At 49.4% G+C, this 21,590-nt stretch carries 21 protein-coding genes; 20 read left to right on the plus strand and 1 reads right to left on the minus strand.

The features are described from left to right. The first annotated feature begins 112 nt into the window (after nucleotides 1-112). The 3 genes from G462_RS23010 to G462_RS0115420 are packed head-to-tail and all read left to right on the plus strand — an operon-like array spanning nucleotide 113 to nucleotide 2,212. Nucleotides 113-823 (plus strand): hypothetical protein, encoded by a 711-nt coding sequence (locus tag G462_RS23010; protein ID WP_026959781.1) that lies wholly within the window; start codon nucleotides 113-115, stop codon nucleotides 821-823. A gap of 14 nt (nucleotides 824-837) precedes the next feature. Continuing rightward, nucleotides 838-1,536 carry a nucleotidyl transferase AbiEii/AbiGii toxin family protein gene (locus tag G462_RS0115415; protein WP_035477955.1) on the plus strand — a complete coding sequence of 233 codons (699 nt, stop codon included), beginning with the start codon at nucleotides 838-840 and terminating at the stop codon, nucleotides 1,534-1,536. Nucleotides 1,537-1,555: 19 nt separating this feature from the next. Then, the gene (locus tag G462_RS0115420; RefSeq protein ID WP_026959783.1) at nucleotides 1,556-2,212 is read left to right on the plus strand and encodes a PP2C family protein-serine/threonine phosphatase; all 657 of its coding nucleotides are present in this window, start codon (nucleotides 1,556-1,558) and stop codon (nucleotides 2,210-2,212) included. A gap of 14 nt (nucleotides 2,213-2,226) precedes the next feature. Here G462_RS0115420 and G462_RS0115425 read toward each other — a convergent pair whose 3' ends face one another. After that, on the minus strand, nucleotides 2,227-3,243 hold the full coding sequence (locus G462_RS0115425; RefSeq protein WP_026959784.1) for a hypothetical protein: 1,017 nt from the start codon (nucleotides 3,241-3,243) through the stop codon (nucleotides 2,227-2,229). An 88-nt stretch (nucleotides 3,244-3,331) separates the two neighbouring features. Between G462_RS0115425 and G462_RS0115430 the strand changes: the two genes are divergently transcribed. The 17 genes from G462_RS0115430 to G462_RS25070 all read left to right on the plus strand — a co-directional run bounded on the left by G462_RS0115430 (nucleotide 3,332) and on the right by G462_RS25070 (nucleotide 21,551). Next, nucleotides 3,332-3,889, plus strand: coding sequence for a DotD/TraH family lipoprotein (locus G462_RS0115430; RefSeq protein WP_026959785.1), 558 nt, complete (start codon nucleotides 3,332-3,334; stop codon nucleotides 3,887-3,889). Continuing rightward, the gene (locus tag G462_RS0115435) at nucleotides 3,886-4,827 is read left to right on the plus strand and encodes a type IV secretory system conjugative DNA transfer family protein (RefSeq protein ID WP_026959786.1); all 942 of its coding nucleotides are present in this window, start codon (nucleotides 3,886-3,888) and stop codon (nucleotides 4,825-4,827) included. Before G462_RS0115430 ends, G462_RS0115435 begins: the two co-directional genes overlap by 4 nt. Further along, the gene (locus G462_RS0115440; RefSeq protein ID WP_026959787.1) at nucleotides 4,827-6,095 is read left to right on the plus strand and encodes an ATPase, T2SS/T4P/T4SS family; all 1,269 of its coding nucleotides are present in this window, start codon (nucleotides 4,827-4,829) and stop codon (nucleotides 6,093-6,095) included. The genes G462_RS0115435 and G462_RS0115440 overlap by 1 nt, the downstream gene beginning before the upstream one ends. Nucleotides 6,096-6,122: 27 nt before the next feature. Next, nucleotides 6,123-6,509: a hypothetical protein gene (locus G462_RS0115445; protein WP_026959788.1), complete on the plus strand. Its 387-nt coding sequence runs from the start codon at nucleotides 6,123-6,125 to the stop codon at nucleotides 6,507-6,509. A gap of 92 nt (nucleotides 6,510-6,601) precedes the next feature. Further along, complete coding sequence (locus G462_RS0115450) at nucleotides 6,602-6,979, plus strand: hypothetical protein (RefSeq protein ID WP_026959789.1); 378 nt, start codon at nucleotides 6,602-6,604, stop codon at nucleotides 6,977-6,979. A 14-nt stretch (nucleotides 6,980-6,993) separates the two neighbouring features. After that, the gene (locus tag G462_RS0115455) at nucleotides 6,994-7,539 is read left to right on the plus strand and encodes a lysozyme family protein (RefSeq protein WP_026959790.1); all 546 of its coding nucleotides are present in this window, start codon (nucleotides 6,994-6,996) and stop codon (nucleotides 7,537-7,539) included. 369 nt (nucleotides 7,540-7,908) lie between these two features. Further along, nucleotides 7,909-8,946, plus strand: coding sequence for a hypothetical protein (locus G462_RS0115460; RefSeq protein ID WP_157378638.1), 1,038 nt, complete (start codon nucleotides 7,909-7,911; stop codon nucleotides 8,944-8,946). A gap of 32 nt (nucleotides 8,947-8,978) precedes the next feature. Continuing rightward, complete coding sequence (locus G462_RS0115465; protein WP_026959792.1) at nucleotides 8,979-9,596, plus strand: hypothetical protein; 618 nt, start codon at nucleotides 8,979-8,981, stop codon at nucleotides 9,594-9,596. A gap of 13 nt (nucleotides 9,597-9,609) precedes the next feature. Further along, a complete protein-coding gene (locus tag G462_RS0115470) occupies nucleotides 9,610-11,205 on the plus strand; it encodes a hypothetical protein (RefSeq protein WP_084405089.1) in 1,596 nt (531 codons plus the stop codon). Between the two features lie 18 nt (nucleotides 11,206-11,223). Beyond that, nucleotides 11,224-12,792 carry a hypothetical protein gene (locus G462_RS0115475; protein ID WP_026959794.1) on the plus strand — a complete coding sequence of 523 codons (1,569 nt, stop codon included), beginning with the start codon at nucleotides 11,224-11,226 and terminating at the stop codon, nucleotides 12,790-12,792. Between the two features lie 2 nt (nucleotides 12,793-12,794). Continuing rightward, nucleotides 12,795-13,583: a hypothetical protein gene (locus tag G462_RS0115480; RefSeq protein WP_026959795.1), complete on the plus strand. Its 789-nt coding sequence runs from the start codon at nucleotides 12,795-12,797 to the stop codon at nucleotides 13,581-13,583. Between the two features lie 20 nt (nucleotides 13,584-13,603). Further along, complete coding sequence (locus G462_RS0115485; protein WP_026959796.1) at nucleotides 13,604-15,577, plus strand: GspE/PulE family protein; 1,974 nt, start codon at nucleotides 13,604-13,606, stop codon at nucleotides 15,575-15,577. Next, entirely contained in the window at nucleotides 15,577-16,701 is a 1,125-nt protein-coding gene (locus tag G462_RS0115490; RefSeq protein ID WP_026959797.1) for a hypothetical protein, read from the plus strand. Before G462_RS0115485 ends, G462_RS0115490 begins: the two co-directional genes overlap by 1 nt. Before the next feature lie 75 nt (nucleotides 16,702-16,776). Then, complete coding sequence (locus G462_RS0115495; RefSeq protein ID WP_026959798.1) at nucleotides 16,777-17,220, plus strand: type II secretion system protein; 444 nt, start codon at nucleotides 16,777-16,779, stop codon at nucleotides 17,218-17,220. A 10-nt stretch (nucleotides 17,221-17,230) separates the two neighbouring features. After that, nucleotides 17,231-17,821 carry a hypothetical protein gene (locus tag G462_RS0115500; RefSeq protein ID WP_026959799.1) on the plus strand — a complete coding sequence of 197 codons (591 nt, stop codon included), beginning with the start codon at nucleotides 17,231-17,233 and terminating at the stop codon, nucleotides 17,819-17,821. 118 nt (nucleotides 17,822-17,939) lie between these two features. Next, complete coding sequence (locus tag G462_RS0115505) at nucleotides 17,940-20,252, plus strand: hypothetical protein (RefSeq protein WP_157378639.1); 2,313 nt, start codon at nucleotides 17,940-17,942, stop codon at nucleotides 20,250-20,252. Between the two features lie 258 nt (nucleotides 20,253-20,510). Continuing rightward, a complete protein-coding gene (locus tag G462_RS25070; RefSeq protein WP_026959801.1) occupies nucleotides 20,511-21,551 on the plus strand; it encodes a tyrosine-type recombinase/integrase in 1,041 nt (346 codons plus the stop codon). Nucleotides 21,552-21,590: the final 39 nt, after the last annotated feature.

The raw sequence follows: 21,590 nt of genomic DNA on the forward strand, positions 1-21,590 counted from the left end.
GAAGCTGGAGTTGCAATGGTTTTGTTTAGTTGCTCTACTGTGTTCGCTGTTCGCGAACAGCGAACGGTGGATAACGCCAAGTATCACGTTTGTCAACAGAAGGCGCTCATAAATGCTAAAAAGCCAAGATTTATTGGTTGTCTTGAAGATTCTATCTTATGAGGACTTTCAACCAAGTCACCTGAAGTTAACTTACCAGCTTCAAGGGCAAGCATGGTTACACCCCAATGATCCCACTGAGAAATATGTCGAAGTGTATTCAGGACCTGAAGTCTACTCTGCAGAGGCGATAGAGAGAGAGCCTGATTTTGATGAGGAAGAGCTCAGAATGATCGACATGTTCTTGATGAAGCCACAAGAAAGCGACATGACTAACTGGACCTACCGGAAGCTTGCTGCCCAACTATTTATGTCAGTTAGTGAGACGAATAATGCAGTTAAAAGAGCAATTGGTGCAGGCTTGTTGACTCAAATGGGCACCAGGTTGATTAAGGTTAATCGCCCAAAGTTGGTAGAGTTCATACGGTACGGATCCGGCATTTCATTCTTTGTAAAAAGAGGAGGCATAGTCCGTGGGATCCCAACCGCTAATGCTGCACCTGTATTCGAAGATATCTTTGCTAGCTCAGTTGAAACGCCTCCAGTTTGGCCATGCGCGAGGGGAACCGTGAAAGGGGTGGCTATTGAACCCTTATATAAATCTGTCACTAAAGCCGTTATGGTTGATGGGCATCTCTATAAAATGCTAGCCGCTGTTGATATATTCCGAACAGGAACAGCGAGGGAAAAAGAACAGACTCTCCCCTTTCTTAAATTTAATTGAGTTTAGTAAAAACAATGACCGAGCATGAAGTATTGCTATCAACTATCGCAGATGCGCTTGGAGAAGAGCTTCTCAACCAAGTGACCTTTGTGGGCGGGGCCACCGTTTCGTTGCATCTTGATGATGCCCAGCCAATAGATATTCGAAGCACTAAGGATGTCGATTTCATAGTCTCCGTGACCAGTTATACCGATTATCACAAGCTCGTCGACCTATTGAAAGAAAAAGGGTTTTCAGAAGAGATCCCCCAAAAAGGCGAGACTGCCCCCTTGTGTCGCTTTATCTGCAATGGCGTGTTAGTTGATGTAATGCCCGATGATGAAGAGGTGTTGGGTTTTTCAAATAAGTGGTTTAAAGCTTGCCAAAAGAATCCAATAGTCCATGAGTTGCCCATAACGGGAACACGAATTCAAATTGCCCAAGCAAAGTACCTGTTGGCAACGAAGCTAGAAGCATTCTTCCATCGTGGGACCGACATACTTGAAAGCAAGGATGCAGAGGATATCGTGGTTCTAGTTAATGGAAGAGACACCTTAGTCACAGAAATCGCTGCTGGGCCAGATGACCTGTCTGGGTATATCAGTGAGGGAGTTAGAAGATTTAAAGCAGATCCAAGCTTTGATTACTTGCTTGTTAATGCTCTTCAGGGCGAAGAGCCTGAACGCTACGATATTATTTCTGAGCGTTTTGCTCAATTAAGCAATGGAGGCTAGTTTGACCTCAAGATTTATAATGAGTCACCCCGGTATCGAAGAGATTGTAAATGCTGATCATGCTTGCTCATGGGAGGCGGGGAGGGGGCATGTGCACATCGTATGTGATGGGATTGGCCATTCGAAGGATACGCAATCAGCAGTTCAATCTTTTTGCAAGCAACTACAACGAGCGAACTGGGACGGAACCTGTAGCGCTGAACAGATGCTCAAAAATAACATTGAGACAGCGCTGCAATCAGTTCCTAGCGACTATCAAGGAAAGTGTTTCTGCGTTGCCGCAGTACTCGCTATAGATAACGAGATAGCGTTAGCCCATTGCGGTGATTGTAGAGTCGGATGCCTAACGGATGGAGGTGTTAAGTGGTTCACTAAAGATGATTCACCACTTTTTCAATTTTATCTCGATGAAAGGGTCACCAAAGAGCAGTACCTGCAAAGTCGCAATCTAGTAACCTGTAAGCTCAAGGTAGGCCATTCTTGTCAGGGAATGATTAAAACCAAAACCATGCCTAAACCAGAACATGGTGAGTTGCTTCTTTGCTCAGATGGATTCTGGGCCGATGCTGAAGATCTTCTGAAGGGAACCATAAAGGAAGTCCAAGGTTCATTAAATGCGTTTACAAGCGATCTAGCCAAAACGGCAGAAGATAATTTCAGCCTGATCCTCGTTTGACGTTTGGATCTCAATCACTCCCCGCTATCGCTAACCTCCTCTTCTTCAGCGGATGCAACTTGCTGACGCGCCACACCTCCCCAGCCAAAGCTTTTTCGGCCATAGCTGCGTTTGGCTCGGCTAACATCAGTGTGCCCCATCAGATTAGCCAAGGTCTCCTCGTCTATCTCTGCGCGCTTAAGATTAGCCGCGAATTGGGTGCGCCCAACACTGAGCGAGATTGAGAAACCTAAGTGGTTGTTAGTCAATGTGTACAAACGCTTTCGACTGGTCTCAAATACAGCATGCGGATCACCAACGGCTCGGCATTTCGCATGGTATCGCACCATAAAATCCGACACGAAGCGGCGCTCCGCGAAACTTAAGGCATCCAAGGGTATTTGACGATAACGCTCGTCATCATTGAGGGCTTGACGGACTTGTGTGGCAGACGATTTAGCAGTATTTGGCGCATACAGCACAGGAATATAGCCCCCGTCACTTGCTGGAACTCGCAGCATAAATGCACCTCTCAATTCGTTTGGCCTGAGATTGCACAGAACCGTGAACTCCAGCCAATCTATAGCGAACTGGTCGTCGTCGCTCTTTACCACGCGCCGCAACGTGTATAAATCTTCGACACTGATACGCTTGGCCTTTGTTCGCCGCTGAGTATCATCAGCCGACTTTACCTTAACATCGGTTTTCTTTAATCCACGGGTATTCGCGAGATTTGCCAGCGCGTGACGGAGACTGGTTAGCGATGACTCTGGGAGTGGCGGGTCGACCTGCAAATACGCATTTAACACTTGGTTTAGTGCGCCACGATAGATACGCCAACCGGAATGCTGGTTCGTTGTCGCTATTCGCTCGATGGCGAAATTGACTAACTGGAACCAAGCAGAGATATCCTCACCAGGGGAGCCGTGCTCTTGCTGATAGCGTGATAACAGTGAGCGCAACTTGTCGTAGTAGCTTTTACTGAGCTGCTTATCCCCAACGATCATTTGACTATTACCAGCTATAAGCGCTTCTAGATGACTACAATGCACGGAGACTTATCCTTGTCAAAAACACGCAATACACTATATACTGCATATGGTTGTTTGATTATATATCTTGGGGCGAGTGAGGGAAAGCATGCCAAACAGAGTATCGGTGACCGCTTTAATTGCGATGGCCTTGTTAAGTGGGTGTGCGAACACTAAATCCGACATGACTGACGATGCCAAGAAGATCACCGCATCATTAGACAACTACCTGAGCGACCTAGCCAAGCAGGCTAACGAGACGCGTCGAATCACAATGGAACACCAAAGCGCAGTACTTCAACTCACTGAAGATAACGACATCGCCCGGATGACTGAAGACCGACTGGTTGTTCCCCTCGGAATGGACGTGCCAGTACTCCTTAATGACTACCATGGCCCCGCTGAAACCATGCTTGATTTACTCGCCAATCTGTCTGGCTACAAGATCGAGTATCAAGGCCCAAAGCCGATGGAGCCATTGTGGATCACACTGAGCGGCCGACAAACGGAAGCCATCAATTGGTTGCGAGATATCTCTTTACAGATAGATCGCTACAAGACCGATGTCGACATTTACGTCAATGGTACCGCTTACACGTCTGATCATCAGCCTCGTGGCGATATGCCTAATGGCGTGATGGTTGTTACCTACAGGAGCTTGCTATGAGCAGAATGACAAGAGCCATAGGTTTAGGTTGGTGCTTGCTCCTCAGTACCGTCGGTGGAACGGCGGCGGTCGCCTCTGATATTAACACTCAGCTTTCGATAATCGAGAAAGAAGGCGCGGAGATGCATCGCTATCTCAGTACCATCGACAAGGGCAGTATTGATTACTCGCACTCGATAGTGCGAACTAGGGCTAGAGAAGGAAACATTTTACAGCAGGGTAAAGCCCATACAGCCAGAACCCTCGGCATGCAGGCCGGCGAATACTACGCACAACGCATCATTAACGCGTACCTAGAAAACTATGGCGGTTATCTAGATGAGATCTTAGATTTCAGTGCCTACCTGACCACCTATCGTCATTATCTCGTTATGCCACCAGTGGTAAATGAAGTTGATGGAAGAAAGATATACACCCGTGACGATCGCAGAGCATTTAGAGTCTCGGACAAGACGTACATGATAACGCGGCAGCCTTTTTTCATCGAAACGGTACCTACCTGGCGCCAGTACATGGTTCAAAATGCGCGCCCCCCAGTAATCAATTACCAGTCGACACTTCCCGAAGCAGGTAATAAAGAAGAACGAAAAACCTGGGAGCTCCATTTTAATGAAGGCTGGAAGCTTGGTATCGACCAGGCAATAGCAAACACCCGCATGCAACTCGGCCGCACGCTATACGATCTTCAAGGAATTCAGCGCTACATCATACTGAGGGACAAGAACCTCATCAGCGAACCCCGCTTTCAAGAAGTCAGCAATGCCGTCTCCGGTAACCAATCAGTGATGAACCTAGGTGATAGACTGGTTGAAATTTCAGTAGAGCCCACCATGCAGTTGGACAGCCGCAAATGGATAGCGATCCCGCAGCTTCCACCGCTAGAAAGCTTACTCGATCCCGAGCAGTTACGTATTCTGACAACGGTTGGGGCACAATAGTGAATACACCTGAACTGCCAGATTTCCTAGCTGACAATTTTGGTATCCCTGACACACCAGCAGAAACAGATCCCACTCCCGATTACTTACAAAGGCTCATTGAGGATCCCGATTTCCAGCACGTCGAACGACAAGCATCGATTTTAGGCTCAACGTGGGACAAGCTGTTTATTTCGCTGGAAAGAGCAGGAAGTTTTGACGATATATACCTGTGCGCAGAGTGGCCAATCGTCATCAAGCGAAAAAAGCGACTCTATCGGCCTCGTGCGGCATTGCTGACACAGGCTGAGCTGGAATCGTTCATCGAGTTTAAATTCAGTACTAATGCAAATATTCGTCTTAAGGCTCCTTCGGGCGAAGTTAAAGATGCATTTGAAGTCAATCCAGCAAGCGACCACTCATTAGGTTATGCAGCAGAGGTGCATAAGGATGATGCAGAGCGATACCGATACCGCCTTGCTGGAAGTAATTACTTAACGCCTAACGGATATCGCTCTTACCGATTAGTGGCTCGCTCTCTAGAAACTGTCCCTCGAACATTTGACCAACTTAATGTCTGCGAGACGATACGCAAACACTGCAGCCCACGACAAGGGTTAGTGATTATTGCCGGTGAAACCGGATCGGGTAAATCGACCCTATGCGCCTCCATCGTCGCTCACCTCCGCCAACTCAAGGATGACTATCGGATAATCTTGAGCTACGAAAAGCCAATCGAATACCTACTTCATACTGCTCCCGGACACAATCCTGTATGGCAGCACAGTGTTGGCGAAGGAGAAGACTTTGCAACGTTTTATGATGCGCTGGTCAATGCGCTACGTAGCGGTCCCGAAGTGATATACCTCGGTGAGACATCGGATCAAGATACATTTGCAACTCTGCCAAAGATTGCTGAGTCAGGCCACATGGGGCTGACAACGCTGCACGCGAAGAACATCCCAGCCATATTCACACGTTTTTATAATGAGGTCGAACCGGAAAAAGCCAATGCCGTGTTGGGCAACCTTGTGACGTATGCCGAGCTGTTTGTAGTGCAGTACCTCAGTCAAGCGAAGGATGGCGGCATCGTGGCAGTGCAAGAGATCTTGCACTTTACGCCCTCGCTAAAAAGACGCCTGCTTAAGCACAAAGGGCAGGAGCTTTTAGAAGCTGTAGGCGCTGCAGTGGAAGAGGAGGGGCAGTCGATGACCGCCCATGCGCGCGCCCTATTTGAGCAGGGTGTGATCAGTCAGGCGGCGCTAGACAACATTCTTACAGGGGTTTAAGGAATAGCAACATGGAGGATCACGCGCATGCTAGATAAGTTTGACCCACACGAAATTGACCCAGATGCCACCTACTGTGAAGAATCCAGGATGGTAGCTACCGCGGGGCCACTAACGGTGCTTGAAGTGATCATCATGTTCGCCTTGATGTTTTTCATGTCCATTATTGTGGGGATGTTCATAGGGTTCGGCACGGGCTTTATGCGCTGGCTTACGTGGATGGCCATCTACCTCATTTTGCGGCGTTTAATTGTCGCCACCAAGATCCCCCCAACCAAACTGTTACATAGCTTTCTTACACGCTACCAACGAATTTATCGCGCAGTTCCCAGTCATGCATCAAACCTGAGGGAACGGCAGCATAACTACCTGAAACGGGATACAAAACTGTCATGCTTAAAATTTTGGGAATAACAACGTTACTGGTGTTGTCCGCTTCATCGCAGGCGGCACTGCGAGTCCATTTGCCGACTCAAGAACCACCAACAGCTGAGCCGGCACCTAGCATGGACAGTATCAGCGGGAAAGGGCAGCGGCAGGCCCTTCAGAGCGTGTTGATGCAACTATCACGTAATCAACTTGATGTGCGTTTTGTTGAGCCAGCGCTTAAGGATATGCAGATCAATTGGTCTGCTAGCGAAGAACCGCTTGAGATCATTTTGAGCCGGTTAGGGCGCCAATACCAAATTGATCTGAGTCTAAATCGCAGCGCGCATACGCTTTACGTTGCAATAGATAACGGCCAATGCACTCCGCACCGGGAGCAATCACTAAGTGAGATCTCTCGGGTATGGCGTGCCTTAGGTATCGACAAGCGACCACAGCTACCTCCCTCGCTGGTTATACCGGTTGATTCAGCTGGCTATAGCCAGCGCTTGTGTTAACGGTGAAAAGAATCATGTTGTTGGCCAAACCGCTACGCAGGATTGCCGTTGTTCTTATGATGGTGAGCTGTGGCGCCTACAGTCATGAGGCGGAGACGAATCGCGCATTGATCTTTAAGCACAAGATGACCGGCTATCAAGACTTGGGGCATTGTATACGAAACCACGCACTGCGCTTCCAAATCCCTGAATGGATCTTGTTATCTGTGTTGTGGCAAGAGCGAGGCCCGCGGCATGGATATTTGGTGAATAGTGATGGCACCAAAGACTATGGCATCAGCTGTATCAACGACATTCGAATTAAAGATCTGAATCAACGGGGCGTTGCGGTCACGGCAGATATGTTGATGACGGATCCTTGCTTTGCGATAGGCGTGACAGCGTACCTGTTAAACTTCGAGATGCTTCAACTGTCCAGCAACCAGCGAGACTGGCTCACGGCTGCCGCGAATTACCACTACAACATAAAAGGGCGCTATCCACAGCGCCATCACAAGTATAAAAGCCAACTAATCACGCATTTACGGTCTTTTCAGAAGATTATTGCCAGCAAAACCTAAGCCTGTCAAAATGCGCAATACTATGTATAATGCAAAGTACGTATCAGTAGGCTATGAATTGAGTCGGAACTATATATGAAAGTTGAAAGACTACCAGTCTTACTTGCGCTCTTAGGGGCAACCACCCTCACTGCCGGCGCGGACATGTGGGAAGGCGGAATGCAACCCATTTCCTCAGGCAGGGCGACACCGACATCACCCCCCAAAGATGTGACTGTTCCGGCTGACGATTCAGGGAAGCTAGTTTCACCTCCGATAAGCGGAGCGGGTAGCCGGAGTCATGATGTATCAATGAGCGGCAGGCGGACGCAGCAGGCCATGACACTAGAGACATCGAGTGGCTGGCTACTACCAGCAGGGTGGACATTAATGTTCGCGGACAACCGTTTTCGGGAGGTGGTACTGCGATTTAAGGGCAATGACCACAATCTTGTTCGCTGGTCTGAGATCTATGATGATGCAGGCAAGCGTTTCGGTATCGCGTTTCTAGCCGATACTCGACTGAAATCCATTATCGCGACACCGGCCGATGAATTCCGATATCCGGGAGTGCACTACGTGCAATCTACCGTCGCCGAGCATGCAGCTCGCTTCCAATGGCAATATTGGTTAGGGCAATCAACTATCGCCGCTGGAGAACATGACCTTGCACTAAAGCGTGGAGAACAGCAGGCCTTGTTGGCACAGCAAGCTCGCAATGCAGCGGTTGTGGCTGAACATAAAGCTGAGCTATACGCAAAGTATCGTTCGGAGTATGAACGACTACAAGCTGAGCATGCTGCTCGCAGTGAGGAGCTCGATGCCTCTTTCCGATTAAACAAACAGCGTCAAATGGAATTGGAATTGGCAATCAGCGTGAATGAAACGAGCTCTGCACAACAAAGAAGGAACAGCGAAGATCTCGTCGCACAGCGTGAGCGCGTCATTGTGCAAGGCGAGTTGCTTGAACAACAAAAATTAGAACTAGAGCGAGAACATAGAGAAACACTGGAGGCAGCGCTCGCTGATACCCGCAATCAACAAGCTGAATTAGCACTGGCCCGAGAACAACTTGCTCAACAGATCGTTCGCTACTACCCAGATTTTGACCGGAAAATGCAGGCGTCAGGCGTCGACGTAGAAACGGCTGTACGCGGTTACCTGGATGAACAGTGGAATTACAACTTGGCATTTGACAATAGCCTCCTCGCAGCCAACCAGCGCGGGGCACTACGTTTTGAGTATGACCTGTATTTTAGCGGCTCCAAACTGGAAGTTGATGTATCGAAAATCGCCTGTGCTATTACCCGAGACCACGACGGCATACTCGCGATGGCTCAAATCCAGCCAGACACCCGCCTAGTGTATATGCAATTACACCGTGCAAGCCAAGAAAATCGAAGTAAAGCAATAGCGCAGTGCTATTAGCCTCAGGGGATAGATTTAAAAGGAATTGATGGATGAAACGAAATCGAATGACAAGCGGCGCGCTAATGCTATTGCTCCTGACGGGACAATCCACCGCAGTTCAAGCCAACGAAAGAGTGGAACTGATAGATTCTCATGCACTCGTATCCAACGTTGCCACACAACCCGCTAGCGGGTCCACGTCGCCGCTGGTATCAACCACCAGCAGTGAGCCGGCATCGCAAGCTCAGATAGCGATTGAGCAGCCAAAACAAGCGACAAAAGTGGACACTTTCAGTTTCAATCGTTATGGCAGCCGCGCTCTGGATAATCTCTATGAGCAGGTGCCATCTTATCTTGATCTAGCCATCACATTTAGTGATCGCGTATCAGTGCTACCAAATGGTGAGATTGAGTTCCAGGTGAAGCGAGGCTCGCTTAAACACAATGCGAGTTCGTTAATTGGGCATACGCTGGGCGGCTCTATATACACCCGTGAAAATTTCCCCAGCAGTTTGCGCTTTGAGAACGATTTTTCCCTTCGCGGGGAAAATGTTTTGGAAATACTCGATAAGCTTATCGCCCCATTTTTTGACTCAGAAAACGTCGAATCGGTCGTCTACATCAACAACATTGTGGAGCTGACCATCGGTTCCGCAGCAGGAAACTAGGGATTTATAAACCATGAAGGGATTTACATTCAGGGCACGTAATCTTCGACTTTGGGGCCTACTGTTGCCAGCGATGCTAGCAGGCTGTTCATTCTTGGAAATGAGTGAGCAGCGAGCAGAGATCGAATCTGCGATAGCTGAAGATGTCGCAGACATAGAGCAGATGCGATCACAAACACGACGCTATAAGCACATCCGCATCGTCGACAATCTCTTTGTACCTTCAGTTACCCGCGTAGAGCTTCAAAAACCCCGCTGGTGGTTTAAAGACTTAGAAGGCGCAAAAGGGGTTGATATCGCGCTGGATAGCGCACTCCAACTAATATTCGATGACATCTACGTTAACTTTAAGTTTGATGGCGGACTAGACAGCAAGCGCCCCGTGAGCTTTTACGGGCGTACAATCGGTGAAGCGTTGGACTCGATTGCCTCAGCGAGCGGCTATAGCTATCAACTACATAGCGACAACGTGATCTCCTGGTCTGAGTTCGAAACGCGCACGTTCTTGGTGGCGGTACCGCCAGGGATTGAATCGTTTGGGCAAGGTAAAGGCCCTTCCGGTACTGAAGGCGATAACAAAAATATCGTCTCATCAGATGAGTATATTCACAGCACAGCAGAGTATGACCCATTGGGTGAATTGACCGACGAACTGAAAACTTATTCGTCGTTCCGCGATGTTATCTCTTTGGCATCAAGGGGTGAAGAAGGGGCGGCCGAGAATGATGATGAAATTCCTATTTTCCTGAATCGCTCTGCAGGCACTATCACTGTGCGAGACTATCCACATGTAGTCGCACAAATGGCGGACATTGTTCGACAAAAAAATGATATCTACCGGACCCAAGTGATCATGGATGTTGAGGTGATTGAAGTTAAGCTAACCAACGAGAATGTTGAGGCGTTTGACTTGAACTTGATGGTGCAAGAACTGACTTCTAAGGCGATTGCCGTTAGCTCGAGTACGACCTTTGTCAACTCGCTGTCCTCAAGTGCTGGGTCACACATTATCAGCGGCGAGATCACCAAAGGGCGAGCTAGTGGCACGTCAATGCTTATTGAAATGCTGAAGTCTCGCGGCATGGTATCCAACCGCACCCTGCCGAAGGTGATTACTCATCACAATACGGTGGCTAAGCTTCGCGACCTTGACTCGATCTCCTACATCCGAGAACGCTCCAGCACGCAGACGGTAAACGTAGGGACAGAGTTTACCGTGATACAAGATGAGTTTGACGTTGGCTTTTCACTGTTCGTGTTGCCTAGTGTTTACGAGCAAGACGTGAATATTCGAATGGCTACCAATATGTCGACACTGCTAGGCCTAGATCGCAACGGCGATGGTAATGCGCCAAATGGTGGTGATGATGACCAGAACTACTCTTCAAGTTACGTTGAATCACCAGCCATTACACACAAGGACTTCTTAAGCCGTTTTACTGTGCGCTCTGGCGATACACTTCTGTTGGCTGGATTGAGTCGCGAAGCTAAATCCGTACGCGAGAATAGTTCCGGTAGCCGCCTACTGGGTATGGCTAACTACGGCTCTTCCGACCGGATTGAGACGATTATTGCCATTACGCCTCGTATTCAGCGGCCGCGACTGTAGTTTAAGGGAGGTTACGGTATGTTCATTAACGATCCGAACTTCTTAATCATGCCTTCATATCGCGAGCAGCCACTCTCTCGGTGGCCGTTCGCGCAGGATCGCGCACTGCGTCGCGCACGCGGGGTGTATAGCCACCACCTTGTCGCAAATAAAGGAGGAGCAGCGACACGCTCGCTCTACCTCGCGCAATCCAAAGGTTACATTTTGTCGCAACAGCTATATGCACTTCTAGCTGAAGAGGTTGGGGGACTACAACACCGTCCGCTTGTGTACATTGAACTGCTGGGCACAGAGGTCTACTTGCTTCGCTTTGATGAACAAGGCTGCGTTAGCCACGAAGAGATCCTCAAGTTATGTATACGGGAAGGTGACATTGATCGAGAGCGAATCGAGTTGCTCAGTCAAACGATGACGCAGTTAGTCGGAGAGGGCAAACCTCGAGTGTTATATGCAGAAGCGGCTGACACGATAACAGGCGCACTGGCAACCCTTGAAGAGCATCAAGACCATGCATTGAGTGATTACAAAAACAACCTGAAACGTACGATGAATGCAATAGAAGGTTGCCCGCTAGTGTTAAACAAATCCGATGATGAAAACGAACCAAGCCTGAGTCTGTGCATAGGAACCGAGCACATCAGTGATGATTGGTTTTGTACTGCAATTCCATCTAGGACGGCTTTTTTGACGGCTTTCAATCTGAGCGCATGGCAGCAATTACCGCCAACGATGCCTACTGTACCCATTGACGAATTCCTAGCGAAAGCGACGCGACGCTATATTCGAAACAGCGTCGGTGTGTCATTGGCGCTTGCTACCTTATTTGGACAAAGTTGGTATCAACGGCATCAGGATAAAAAAGCCCAGTTAGCACGCGTTCAGTACATCGTTAACGAAATTGACAATTGGGAGCAATATAACGAGATCCTCACTAGGACTGGTGTTAACGCACACATGGGCATGGTGTCCTTAAGCGTCAACCTAGACACACTGGAGAGGCTCTTGGCAGAGATAAACTGGGGGGTTTATGACTTCTCGGTTGACCGCAATATATTGACAGTTACCACATTACCCATTACCTCCAATGCGTCGCTAAAGGAGCTGACCACCCTGGCCAGCAGCAATGGGATCCAGTTGTTACTCAGTGATGTAACCAGTGTAGAGCAAGGCGAAAACCCTAATGCGGTTACGTTAGCGACGCATATCCATCACTACGCGATCCAGCCTGATCGAGAGGATGTTTACCTGACCAGCATACCCAGCGAGATCTCTTATCTTACAGATGCATTTAACTTCATGATGTATGAAGGGGGCGTAGTGCCAGGCCAGCGAGTCAGTGAACGCTACTGGGCGTCAAGTCTGGTGAACATCAATTTCAAATGCTGGCTGCCTTTAGATTTCGCGCTATTCGCATCACAACTGATTGAACGAAACTATGGATTGCGGGCAATCGAAGCTGCCAGTGCTACAAGTGTCGGGTCGGACGACTCGCTAGCGCCACTACGAGATGCCTGTGGCTTTAACGGCCATGTCACACTGGAAGTCTTTGGAGACTCATTGCAACTCAATACGGACCAGCAGGGATAGTCATGAACCAGAACACTAACACGAAAGCTAAAAGTACGAAGACCCGCAATCAAGCTATTATATTAGGTGGCTTGCTATTGGTTATAATCATTATGGCCATCAGGACATTCATTCCTGATTTGTTTGCGGTCAGCGCCTCACCTTCAGCCCCTCCAGTCTCACTAACGTCTAACCAAACGGTTGAGCAAACGCCCGAAGGTCGAGTAGTTACCACCACAACAGAAGCTCCCGCTCCACCAAGGGTGCCGGTTCCCTCTCATAATCGCGCCATGGCGATTTATAACATGACGGAGAATGTTGCCAAGCAGCAACAAGAGCACGCTAAGACAGCGGCTGCGAACCTATTAAACAGACACGAGTACCGCGGCCGACTAGAACTACTGGAGTTGCAAAACAGAGAAGCTGCCTTGCGCAAACAGATAATGGAGAACACCCCCAGTAAAGGCGACACCCCTACAAGCCTGCTGAGTGGCGGCGCACATAATCTCGATCAAAACAGCCTGAACGCGCTGCTGCATGGTGACATTTCAGGAGCGGCGCTGCTAGAAAACCCTGAGCTGTTAGCCGGCCTGCAGCAGACGCGCGAGCCAATCATTGAACTTCGAGCCATCGTGGGACCACGGATGAATTTTGTGGTGGATGGGCGGTCGCATAACAACCAGCACGTCAATATGGTACTTGCTGGCCGCTACGAAATACGCTCCCTGCATGATCCTCGTCCTAACTGCGTCGAGTTAGTCGATTTGGCAGTAGAACCGATTCGAGAATTACCCCCAATCTGTTTGGGCTAAACATAGAAAGAGCGTGATTTATGAGTAGAGACGATCAAGCACCGGTAGTATCAAATGGGTTCGACGAACACGACGTGGAAGATATCTTTCTTGACACGCCAATAGAAGGAGTGCTTTCAGATGGCGTCCAAAGCCTTTACGAAACCGATATTCCTCAGGCGTTAGAAAAAGAAGTCAATCCGGTAAACACCAGTATAGGGGCACCATCCCCGATTGGCGACAACGAAGCGGGGACTGTTGCTGCGGGTGAGAGCACCCATGATGTGGTGTACGTTGACACTGATGACAGTCAGATTGAGCCGATTGTTTCGAGTGAGAGCACGCACGATGTCGTGTACATCGATACCGAAGATGATGACTCAAAACCCGTTTATCGCCTAGTTGACACGCCTGATCCTATCGAGCGATTTAAAAATGCGATCCCCTTGAAGTCGTTTAGAAACGCCGTACTCAGAGATTACAAAGCGGGTTTTACCTATATTCCGCTTTCTGATGGGACCATTCTGGTACCACGCGAGACATATGACCGGCATTTTGCTGACTGCCAAAACGTCAAAGAGGCGGTACAAGCCAACTGCCATCACTCAGCCTCGCTGTTATTGGTGACTGAGAACCAGTTTCAAGCACTTTGGCGACAACTGATGGAGAATCAGTTTCAAACTGATGAAGGCTCACAATCTATTCAGGCACATAAACACATGTCCCTGACTTATTTAAACCGCCTGCTACGAATCGCCCACTCGCGCGGCGCCACCGATATCCACCTCTACCTGCGCTCAAACATCGAGGCTCGCTTTCGTGTAGACCGATTGATACGTGATGAACTTACCATGTCACAAGACAGAGACTTAGGTGAGGCACTGTTTGCCACAATCGTGCAAAACCTTGGCGCAAAGTCTCGGGCGGGTAACCTTGATTACTCCACACCGCAATCTGTGTCTTTTGGCTTCACTATCCAGGATGCCCATGACAAGACAGGCGTTAGAGTCGAAATCCGGGGAGAAAAAACGCCGATTGAAGGCGACCACGACCGATGCCTCCAGCTTTCATTGCGTTTAAGTTTTTCCAGTACTCCTCCGACGCTTGAGGAGCTAAATGTCGATCTGCCGTTGCAGCGGGCACTTCACGATACAATCGGCGCAGCGACTCATGGTCAGGTTCTGATATCTGGACCAACAGGGTCGGGTAAAACCACCTTGGTTCATGCCGCATTGCGCTCCTGTTGGCCCCGAGCCAAGAAACTGGTGACCATTGAAGATCCTGTTGAACTGGTTACTGATTACAACCCTGTTATTACCCAAACTACGGCACCCAAGCACGAGTGGGGCGAGGCAGTAGAGAGTGCCCTGCGCCAAGACCCTGATGGCATTTTTCTTGGTGAGATCCGCGGCTTTACGACGGCTGAACAATTACGTGACGCCGCTAGAACGGGTCATATGGTCGTATCTACGGTCCATGCCAACTCCGCAGCGGAAATCATCCAGCGTCTGGCGGACATGAAAGTATCTAGACAAGATCTGGCGGACCCTGGATTGATCAAATTGTTAGTAGCAAGCCGACTTGCACCGAGACTTTGCCCCAGCTGCAAGATTGGTATTAATCAGCTGCCACTCGACAAACAACAGCAAGTGCGAGAGCTCAACTATTCTGAGGAAACGTTACAGCAACTGCGCTTTTTAAATCCTGAGCCCGGCAAATGTAATGTATGCAACGGCGGCACAAAAGGGGTGCTGGGGATCGTGGAGTACATTCGAGTCACTACGGACATATTGCCATTTATCGCTAAAGGCGACATGGAGGGTATGGTTGCTCACCTTAAATCTAAAGGGTGGAAGTCCATCAATGACATTGCTGAATGGCGGGTGAAACGGGGAGAAACAGATCCCTTTTTGCTAAAAAATGAGGTCTGCAATCTGTGGGGGGGCGCTGACACATGCTGCTACCACACCAGTAACGGTGATTTCTATCAGATTAACAGTGATGGAGGCGTGTAATGAGTACTGAAAACCGGTACATGCTCAGTCAGCAGACAGAGGACGCAGCCAAGCGCGAACACAGCACTTTTGTCACCCGGGCAAAAATTAAGCTGCTGTTTGGTATGAAGGCTCAGATCCAATTTATTGAAAATTTGATGCAAGTGTTACGCGGCGCCGGAAACGAAGGCATGACGGATGCTGCTGCGTTAAAAATCATGCGGGAGATCTACCTTCATGAGAAGGACCTGCTTTCTGCGAACTTGGAGGTGTGCGACATTCTGATGGAACGCCTGGTAGAACAGTCTATGTCGAGCGCAATGGAGGGGCTGTTTAACTCGAACTTCGTCATGTTGTTTCGCAGCGCAGAAGAGTCAAGCAATATCGTGGAGAGTATCAACGCCGCATCAATAACCGTTGCGACAGTGAAAAAAGAGCAGCGAATGGTGGTATTTAAGCTAGTCGGTGGCACCTTTGCTCTGCTGGCCGCACTGGTCTGCGCCAACTACGCCAATATCGCCTACGAGATGGCGTTGACAGAAGAACCGCAAAAAATGATGTTCTTTGATGCGCCGTTGTTTATCTTGAATTCAGGTACTTTATTGGTCAAAGCGTGGCCATTCCTTGTCCCACTGTGCATTGGTTTGATTGCAATGCATATCTATTGGCTACCCACATGGACCAGTGAACTGCGGCGCTCTGCTGACCGCTATTGGCCACCGTGTATTCTCTATCGTCGCCTCACTGCCATTCGTTTTTTTTCAACATTACACCTGATGACGGGAGAGGCTGGACTGAGTATCAAGATTGCACTTCAGCAGATGAAAGCGGCCGCCACTCCGTATGACTGCATGCACATCGACCAAATGCTCGACAATGTAGAAGCGGGTGTTGGCGGTGCATCTCAGTTTGATACTGGCCTATTGACCGCGCGTTTAAATATCTACCTAAAAATGGCAGCGGAAAGCGGCAAAGGCTCAATTGAAGACGCCCTGAAAGTCATCTCCAAGCTCGGCCCAGAAGAGACCATCAAGGCGTTGAAATACGCCAGCACGTTTATCATGTTCATCATGATACTAATGGCCTTGTACGTTGGGGTTCAGTCGGGTTTCACTGCGATTAATGCCGCAAGAGCGCTAATATAATTATTTAAAATAACTGTATGCAATGTATACTATAAACGCCTATTTGGTAGTTTCTTAAACAAGGGGAATTGCAGTATGAACAAACGACATTACACCACAGGGATTGCAAACCTGAGAAAGGCTCGAGGATTTACTTTGCTCGAACTAGGCATTGTGCTAGCAGCTATTGTCATTATTGGCTTAGGGCTGTGGGGTAATGCCCAGAACGAACGCCAAGCCGTGAGGGTCCAGCAAGGGATGGATCAAGTTAATGTGATTATCAAGGCCGCACAACGCGCCTATCCAACTGGGATCTATACCGGTTTAACGTGGAGCGACCTTGAAGATTTCTTACCTGAAGATTTCACTGTCTCAACGCCGTTTAACTCTTCTTATAGTGTTCGTGTAAACTCAAACGTGAACATGTTTGACGTGGTCATACCCATCGCTGAGCAGCGCCTACGGTCAAGAATGGAAGTCGCCTATGGTGACGCCAACATCACGGTGTCTGCGACGCAAGTTGTCATTACATCGTCGTAGGTAATTAATAATGCCCAGTTACTACAATCGTCCCGGTCAGCGTTGGTTGCAACGCAAACAACGCGGTTATTTGTTGATACTACTGGGCGCGACGCTTGCGATGTTAAGCGTCGCGGCGGTCAATCAGTTTCGTATCGAAACGCTCAGAGCACAAGATCGCCTGATAGCGACAACCGCAGAGTCGGTGGACTATCTAGGAGAGCGTCTCGCTGCGTATTTTCAGTATGATTGCCAGAATAACGCAGGGGTGGCGACTGCCCCCTCGTTATCGCTCTTACTAAGCGAGGGGTGGATAACGGACGCGCGCTTTCGAAACCCACTAGATTTACCGTTTACCTTTGAATTTGAGCAGCCGGGTGTATGGATTAATGACTACGGCAACGTGATGGCCGATGGCAGCACTAAAATCAAGATCATTACGCGCTTCCCCGAGTCCAATCAACTGTCGCGCTTTCAATTTTTCGGACACGACGGGCGCTCTTCACTCACAGTGACCAACCCCTCTACCAACGAAGTCACCATTCAGCGTGACGTCACTGAGTTCACCAGTAACAGCGACAGCAACGTTACCGTCTATTATCGCACCTTCGTGTGCGCGTAAGGATTAGTCGATCCGCAACGCGCTAAATGTTGTAATGAGCGTGGTGCATTGTATAATGCATATTGATTCGCGGTATACGTATTAGTCGGTTACGCGACCCATTCGACATAGGGATATTATGATGCGACGTCTATCGTTAATCGCAGCGGCCCTGTTGATGGTTGGTACCGCGACGGCCTTGCCTACTCAGGCGAATGAACGCGAACTAGCTACTCAGCGAGTCCAGCTGTCTCAAGAAAACTTGGATCGCCAAGTAGTTCTTACGGAAAAAACCCTCCACAACGTGCAAGCGGCTTTGGCGGCGTTTTACACTGACAACCTCGCTTGGCCAACATCGCTTAGTGGATTAGGCACCTACTACCAGGGTAGCTTCAACACCCCGCTAGGCACACTCTCGGGACAAGTTACACCCAGTGCATTTTCGTTAACACTCAGCGCCAGCGGCGTGGGTAGTGAGCGGATCGCCATGTACAAGACCCTCGTGGGGCGTCAAGGCGGAGCCTTTGATGAAGGAGCGATGGAATACTCGCTTGCTGTACCCACCCCTGCGTCGGCGTCAATCGTAAGGAATATGCTTGCCCGCTCGCCAGACATGACAGGCAATAACCTGAACACCATGCTGGTCGACCTGGATATGGGCGGCTTTTCTATCAACAACATTCAGGATATCAACGGTGCCAGGCTAACGGTTAATTCTGCGCAGATTGCCTCCGCACTGATTGACCAGTTGGAGCTCGATGAAGGGCAGGCTCGTAATTTCACAGTATCCAGCGCACTCTCGGCGAATCAGTTTGACGCAGTGGCGGGTTCTTTTGAACAGCTACATGCCACTGAAGCCCAGCTTGGCGAGCTAACCTTCACAAACGGGCAAGGCGATAACCTCACCGTTACCAACTTGGGTGCGACTGTTGCAGAGTTCACCGATCTGTTTTCAGATAAAGCCTCATTGGGCGCGGCGGACATCGATAGCGCGACTATCCGCTTTGCCAGTGTTGACGAACTGAACGTTGACCGGGCAACCTTTGCTGACGCAACCGCGTCAGTGCTGCGGGTTCGTCAGATCTACGCCGCCGATGGCGCGGCTGCTATCGACATGAACTCGCCAGTGAATGTTAATGCGCTACTTAGCGTTAAAGACATAGCGGTCAGTGGAAGCATCGTACAGCAAGCTAACGAGCTGGCAGAGCTTGGCCACACTACCGCACAATCACTGCGAGTCCGAGGCACCGCTGATTCTGCTGGAATTATCAATGAAGGCAGCTTGGTACAACACGGCAATGCGTATTTTCATGGTCCGACCAACTTTAATGGCGGGCTAACGTTCACCACGGCCAACGGTGACACTATCGTCGTCGGTAACCTGGATGCAACCGTCGCCGACATCACCACGCTTAAAGCGGAGGAGGCTAACCTAGCCAACGCGACGATTAACTCCGCGAACATACGCCACGCCAGCATTGACGAAGCGGACACCTCGATCTTACGGGTTCGTCAGATCTATGCGGCAAACGGCGCAAATGCGATCGATATTGGATCACCGGTCAATGTGAATGGTCTGCTTACCACCCGAGACATTACAGTGAATGGGAAGATAGCCCAAGCCGCCAATCAGACTGCGAGCTTAGGCTATACCACTGCCCAAACGCTGGATGTGTCCGGTCAGTTGACCGTAGGTGGACGCGCAACCTTCAGCAATCGCATTGATGCCAATAACGGGATCTATGCCGGCAACAAGTTAGTCGTGAGCGCCGATGGCAACACCCTTTATGAGGGTGGCAAAGCATTGTCTACTTTGTATCTTGGCATTGACGCGCAAGCCACTGACTCGGCCAAACTAGGCGGGATTAACGCCTCAAACTACGCTCGCTACAACGTAGCCGGCACCTGGACCTCGCTGCAGACTTTTACCAACGATATCAGTGTAAACGGTACTTTGTTCAGTACCTTGAAATCCGATGTTGATAGGCTGAAATCAGACGTTAGCACCCTGAAGTCGAATGTTAGCACCCTGACGAGCTGGATGACCGCTTGCAGGAACGATCCCAGCTCGACAACTTGTGGGTTGGACCTTGCTGGTGGCGGTGGCGGTGGCGGGGGAAGCACTGAATACACTACAACGATCAACTCACCGAACGCACTCGGGAGCAATAGCCTACCTTCATCTTGGACTAGAGCTACTATCACGTATGGTACCTGTACAGCTTCAGGGCAGAATGGAGGAAGCTGCACCCCCAACCACAACAAGACACTAACGGCTACAAACACTGGGCAAATGCAAACATTAGATACGGCTAGCATCTCGACCACAAGCTGTACGATGACAGCTGGCCTAAGCTTCATTTCTGGAGATTGGAGTACCGAAGGGAGTTACCCCAACCTGTATAGCTGCAGAGTGTCAATCGCAAAGATCGTGTACACATACACGCAATAACGAACACATCATTAAACAGATGCAGATGACCTAGATTCGCTGGATTGCATTAGGGTTAACTGACTGCGGGTGACGCCGATACCCGCAGACTACCTGACGCTTCGAGATCCTAACGGCAGTAAAAATGTGGCTCCGGTTGAGCCACTTTTGTCGATTAACCACCCCCATAAGAAAGCGTTTTAAAACGCATCATGCTACATTTATCTGCGCAGTATAATTACAGCATAATATCTATCTATTAGTCCCTAATGTGGCAAAATGGCCTGTATCAACAGACTGCACACGTCGATGCCGCAGGAGAGAAGTAAAGTGCAACAGGGACAACATAACAACGACACCGAAGTGTGGGGTGCCGAGCAACCAAGCGATCTGACCGTCGAGACTAGCCAGGCTCCACTTGGCCCCAGTCAGGCATACATAAATGCACTTGAACATCGGACAACTCAATACACCGCCACCGTCTTTTTAAATCGCTTAGCGCGGCGCCTTAGCAGTGACCGCATTACCGAGCATGCTCGGTTTAACTGGGAAAAATTAAGCTATGAGCACCTCGATGCAATTAAGCGGCAGCTATCTAGCGAGCTTGCGCCTAATACGGTCAACACCTACCTGACAATGATTAAAGGTGTAATGAAGCATGCTCACAAGCAAGGTTTAATTGATACAACCACGCTGATTAATATTAAGGATGTAAAGCGAGCAAAAGGGAGTCGAATTGATTCTGGGCGAGAAGTCAAAGAGGTAGAAATGCTCGCTATTTTTGCGGCTAATCGCGAATCGAATACGCTGCAGTCCATTAGAGATAATGTTCTGTTGTCCCTGATGTACTATTGCGGACTAAGGCGATCGGAAGCCGCTAGCATATCGCTGGATAACATCTGCCTCGATAGCAACTGCGTGACAGTATTAGGTAAAGGTAACAAGCAGCGTCGAGTTTATTTCTCTGACAAAGTGCGCACACCGCTGCTCACCTGGCTCGACCGCCACCCAGAGCACCTGCAGATGTTCTTGCCCAGAATGAATCGCAATGGCGACCTCCGCCGGCAGGACGGTGAACTGCTACCGATTACAGTTTCTGGTATCCGAGCGATCATTGAACGCGCATCAAACCACGGCAGTTCGAGGTATGGACCGTTTAAAGCTCACGACTTGAGGCGTTCGTTTGCCACCAACTTACTGAGAGCACAGGCTGACTTGCTGACCGTACAGGCCTTAATGGGGCATTCTGATCCGGCTACAACCCAGCGCTATGATAAGCGAGGGGACAGTGCGCTAAAAGCTGCCGCGCACTTAATCTAACAAATAGTGAACATGAGTCGGCGGGAGGTGTTATCAATT

It is taken from the genome of Aliagarivorans taiwanensis DSM 22990, from assembly GCF_000429505.1.
GTDB lineage: Bacteria > Pseudomonadota > Gammaproteobacteria > Enterobacterales > Celerinatantimonadaceae > Aliagarivorans > Aliagarivorans taiwanensis.

Excerpts from the sequence above, each read along its gene's own strand:
- G462_RS23010 (WP_026959781.1), top strand. The coding sequence starts at position 113 with ATGCTAAAAAGCCAAGATTTATTGGTTGTCTTGAAGATTCTATCTTAT.
- G462_RS0115415 (WP_035477955.1), top strand. The coding sequence starts at position 838 with ATGACCGAGCATGAAGTATTGCTATCAACTATCGCAGATGCGCTTGGA.
- G462_RS0115420 (WP_026959783.1), top strand. The coding sequence starts at position 1,556 with ATGAGTCACCCCGGTATCGAAGAGATTGTAAATGCTGATCATGCTTGC.
- G462_RS0115430 (WP_026959785.1), top strand. The coding sequence starts at position 3,332 with ATGCCAAACAGAGTATCGGTGACCGCTTTAATTGCGATGGCCTTGTTA.
- G462_RS0115435 (WP_026959786.1), top strand. The coding sequence starts at position 3,886 with ATGAGCAGAATGACAAGAGCCATAGGTTTAGGTTGGTGCTTGCTCCTC.
- G462_RS0115445 (WP_026959788.1), top strand. The coding sequence starts at position 6,123 with ATGCTAGATAAGTTTGACCCACACGAAATTGACCCAGATGCCACCTAC.
- G462_RS0115450 (WP_026959789.1), top strand. The coding sequence starts at position 6,602 with ATGGACAGTATCAGCGGGAAAGGGCAGCGGCAGGCCCTTCAGAGCGTG.
- G462_RS0115455 (WP_026959790.1), top strand. The coding sequence starts at position 6,994 with ATGTTGTTGGCCAAACCGCTACGCAGGATTGCCGTTGTTCTTATGATG.
- G462_RS0115460 (WP_157378638.1), top strand. The coding sequence starts at position 7,909 with ATGTTCGCGGACAACCGTTTTCGGGAGGTGGTACTGCGATTTAAGGGC.
- G462_RS0115465 (WP_026959792.1), top strand. The coding sequence starts at position 8,979 with ATGAAACGAAATCGAATGACAAGCGGCGCGCTAATGCTATTGCTCCTG.
- G462_RS0115470 (WP_084405089.1), top strand. The coding sequence starts at position 9,610 with ATGAAGGGATTTACATTCAGGGCACGTAATCTTCGACTTTGGGGCCTA.
- G462_RS0115475 (WP_026959794.1), top strand. The coding sequence starts at position 11,224 with ATGTTCATTAACGATCCGAACTTCTTAATCATGCCTTCATATCGCGAG.
- G462_RS0115480 (WP_026959795.1), top strand. The coding sequence starts at position 12,795 with ATGAACCAGAACACTAACACGAAAGCTAAAAGTACGAAGACCCGCAAT.
- G462_RS0115485 (WP_026959796.1), top strand. The coding sequence starts at position 13,604 with ATGAGTAGAGACGATCAAGCACCGGTAGTATCAAATGGGTTCGACGAA.
- G462_RS0115490 (WP_026959797.1), top strand. The coding sequence starts at position 15,577 with ATGAGTACTGAAAACCGGTACATGCTCAGTCAGCAGACAGAGGACGCA.
- G462_RS0115495 (WP_026959798.1), top strand. The coding sequence starts at position 16,777 with ATGAACAAACGACATTACACCACAGGGATTGCAAACCTGAGAAAGGCT.
- G462_RS0115500 (WP_026959799.1), top strand. The coding sequence starts at position 17,231 with ATGCCCAGTTACTACAATCGTCCCGGTCAGCGTTGGTTGCAACGCAAA.
- G462_RS0115505 (WP_157378639.1), top strand. The coding sequence starts at position 17,940 with ATGATGCGACGTCTATCGTTAATCGCAGCGGCCCTGTTGATGGTTGGT.
- G462_RS25070 (WP_026959801.1), top strand. The coding sequence starts at position 20,511 with ATGGCCTGTATCAACAGACTGCACACGTCGATGCCGCAGGAGAGAAGT.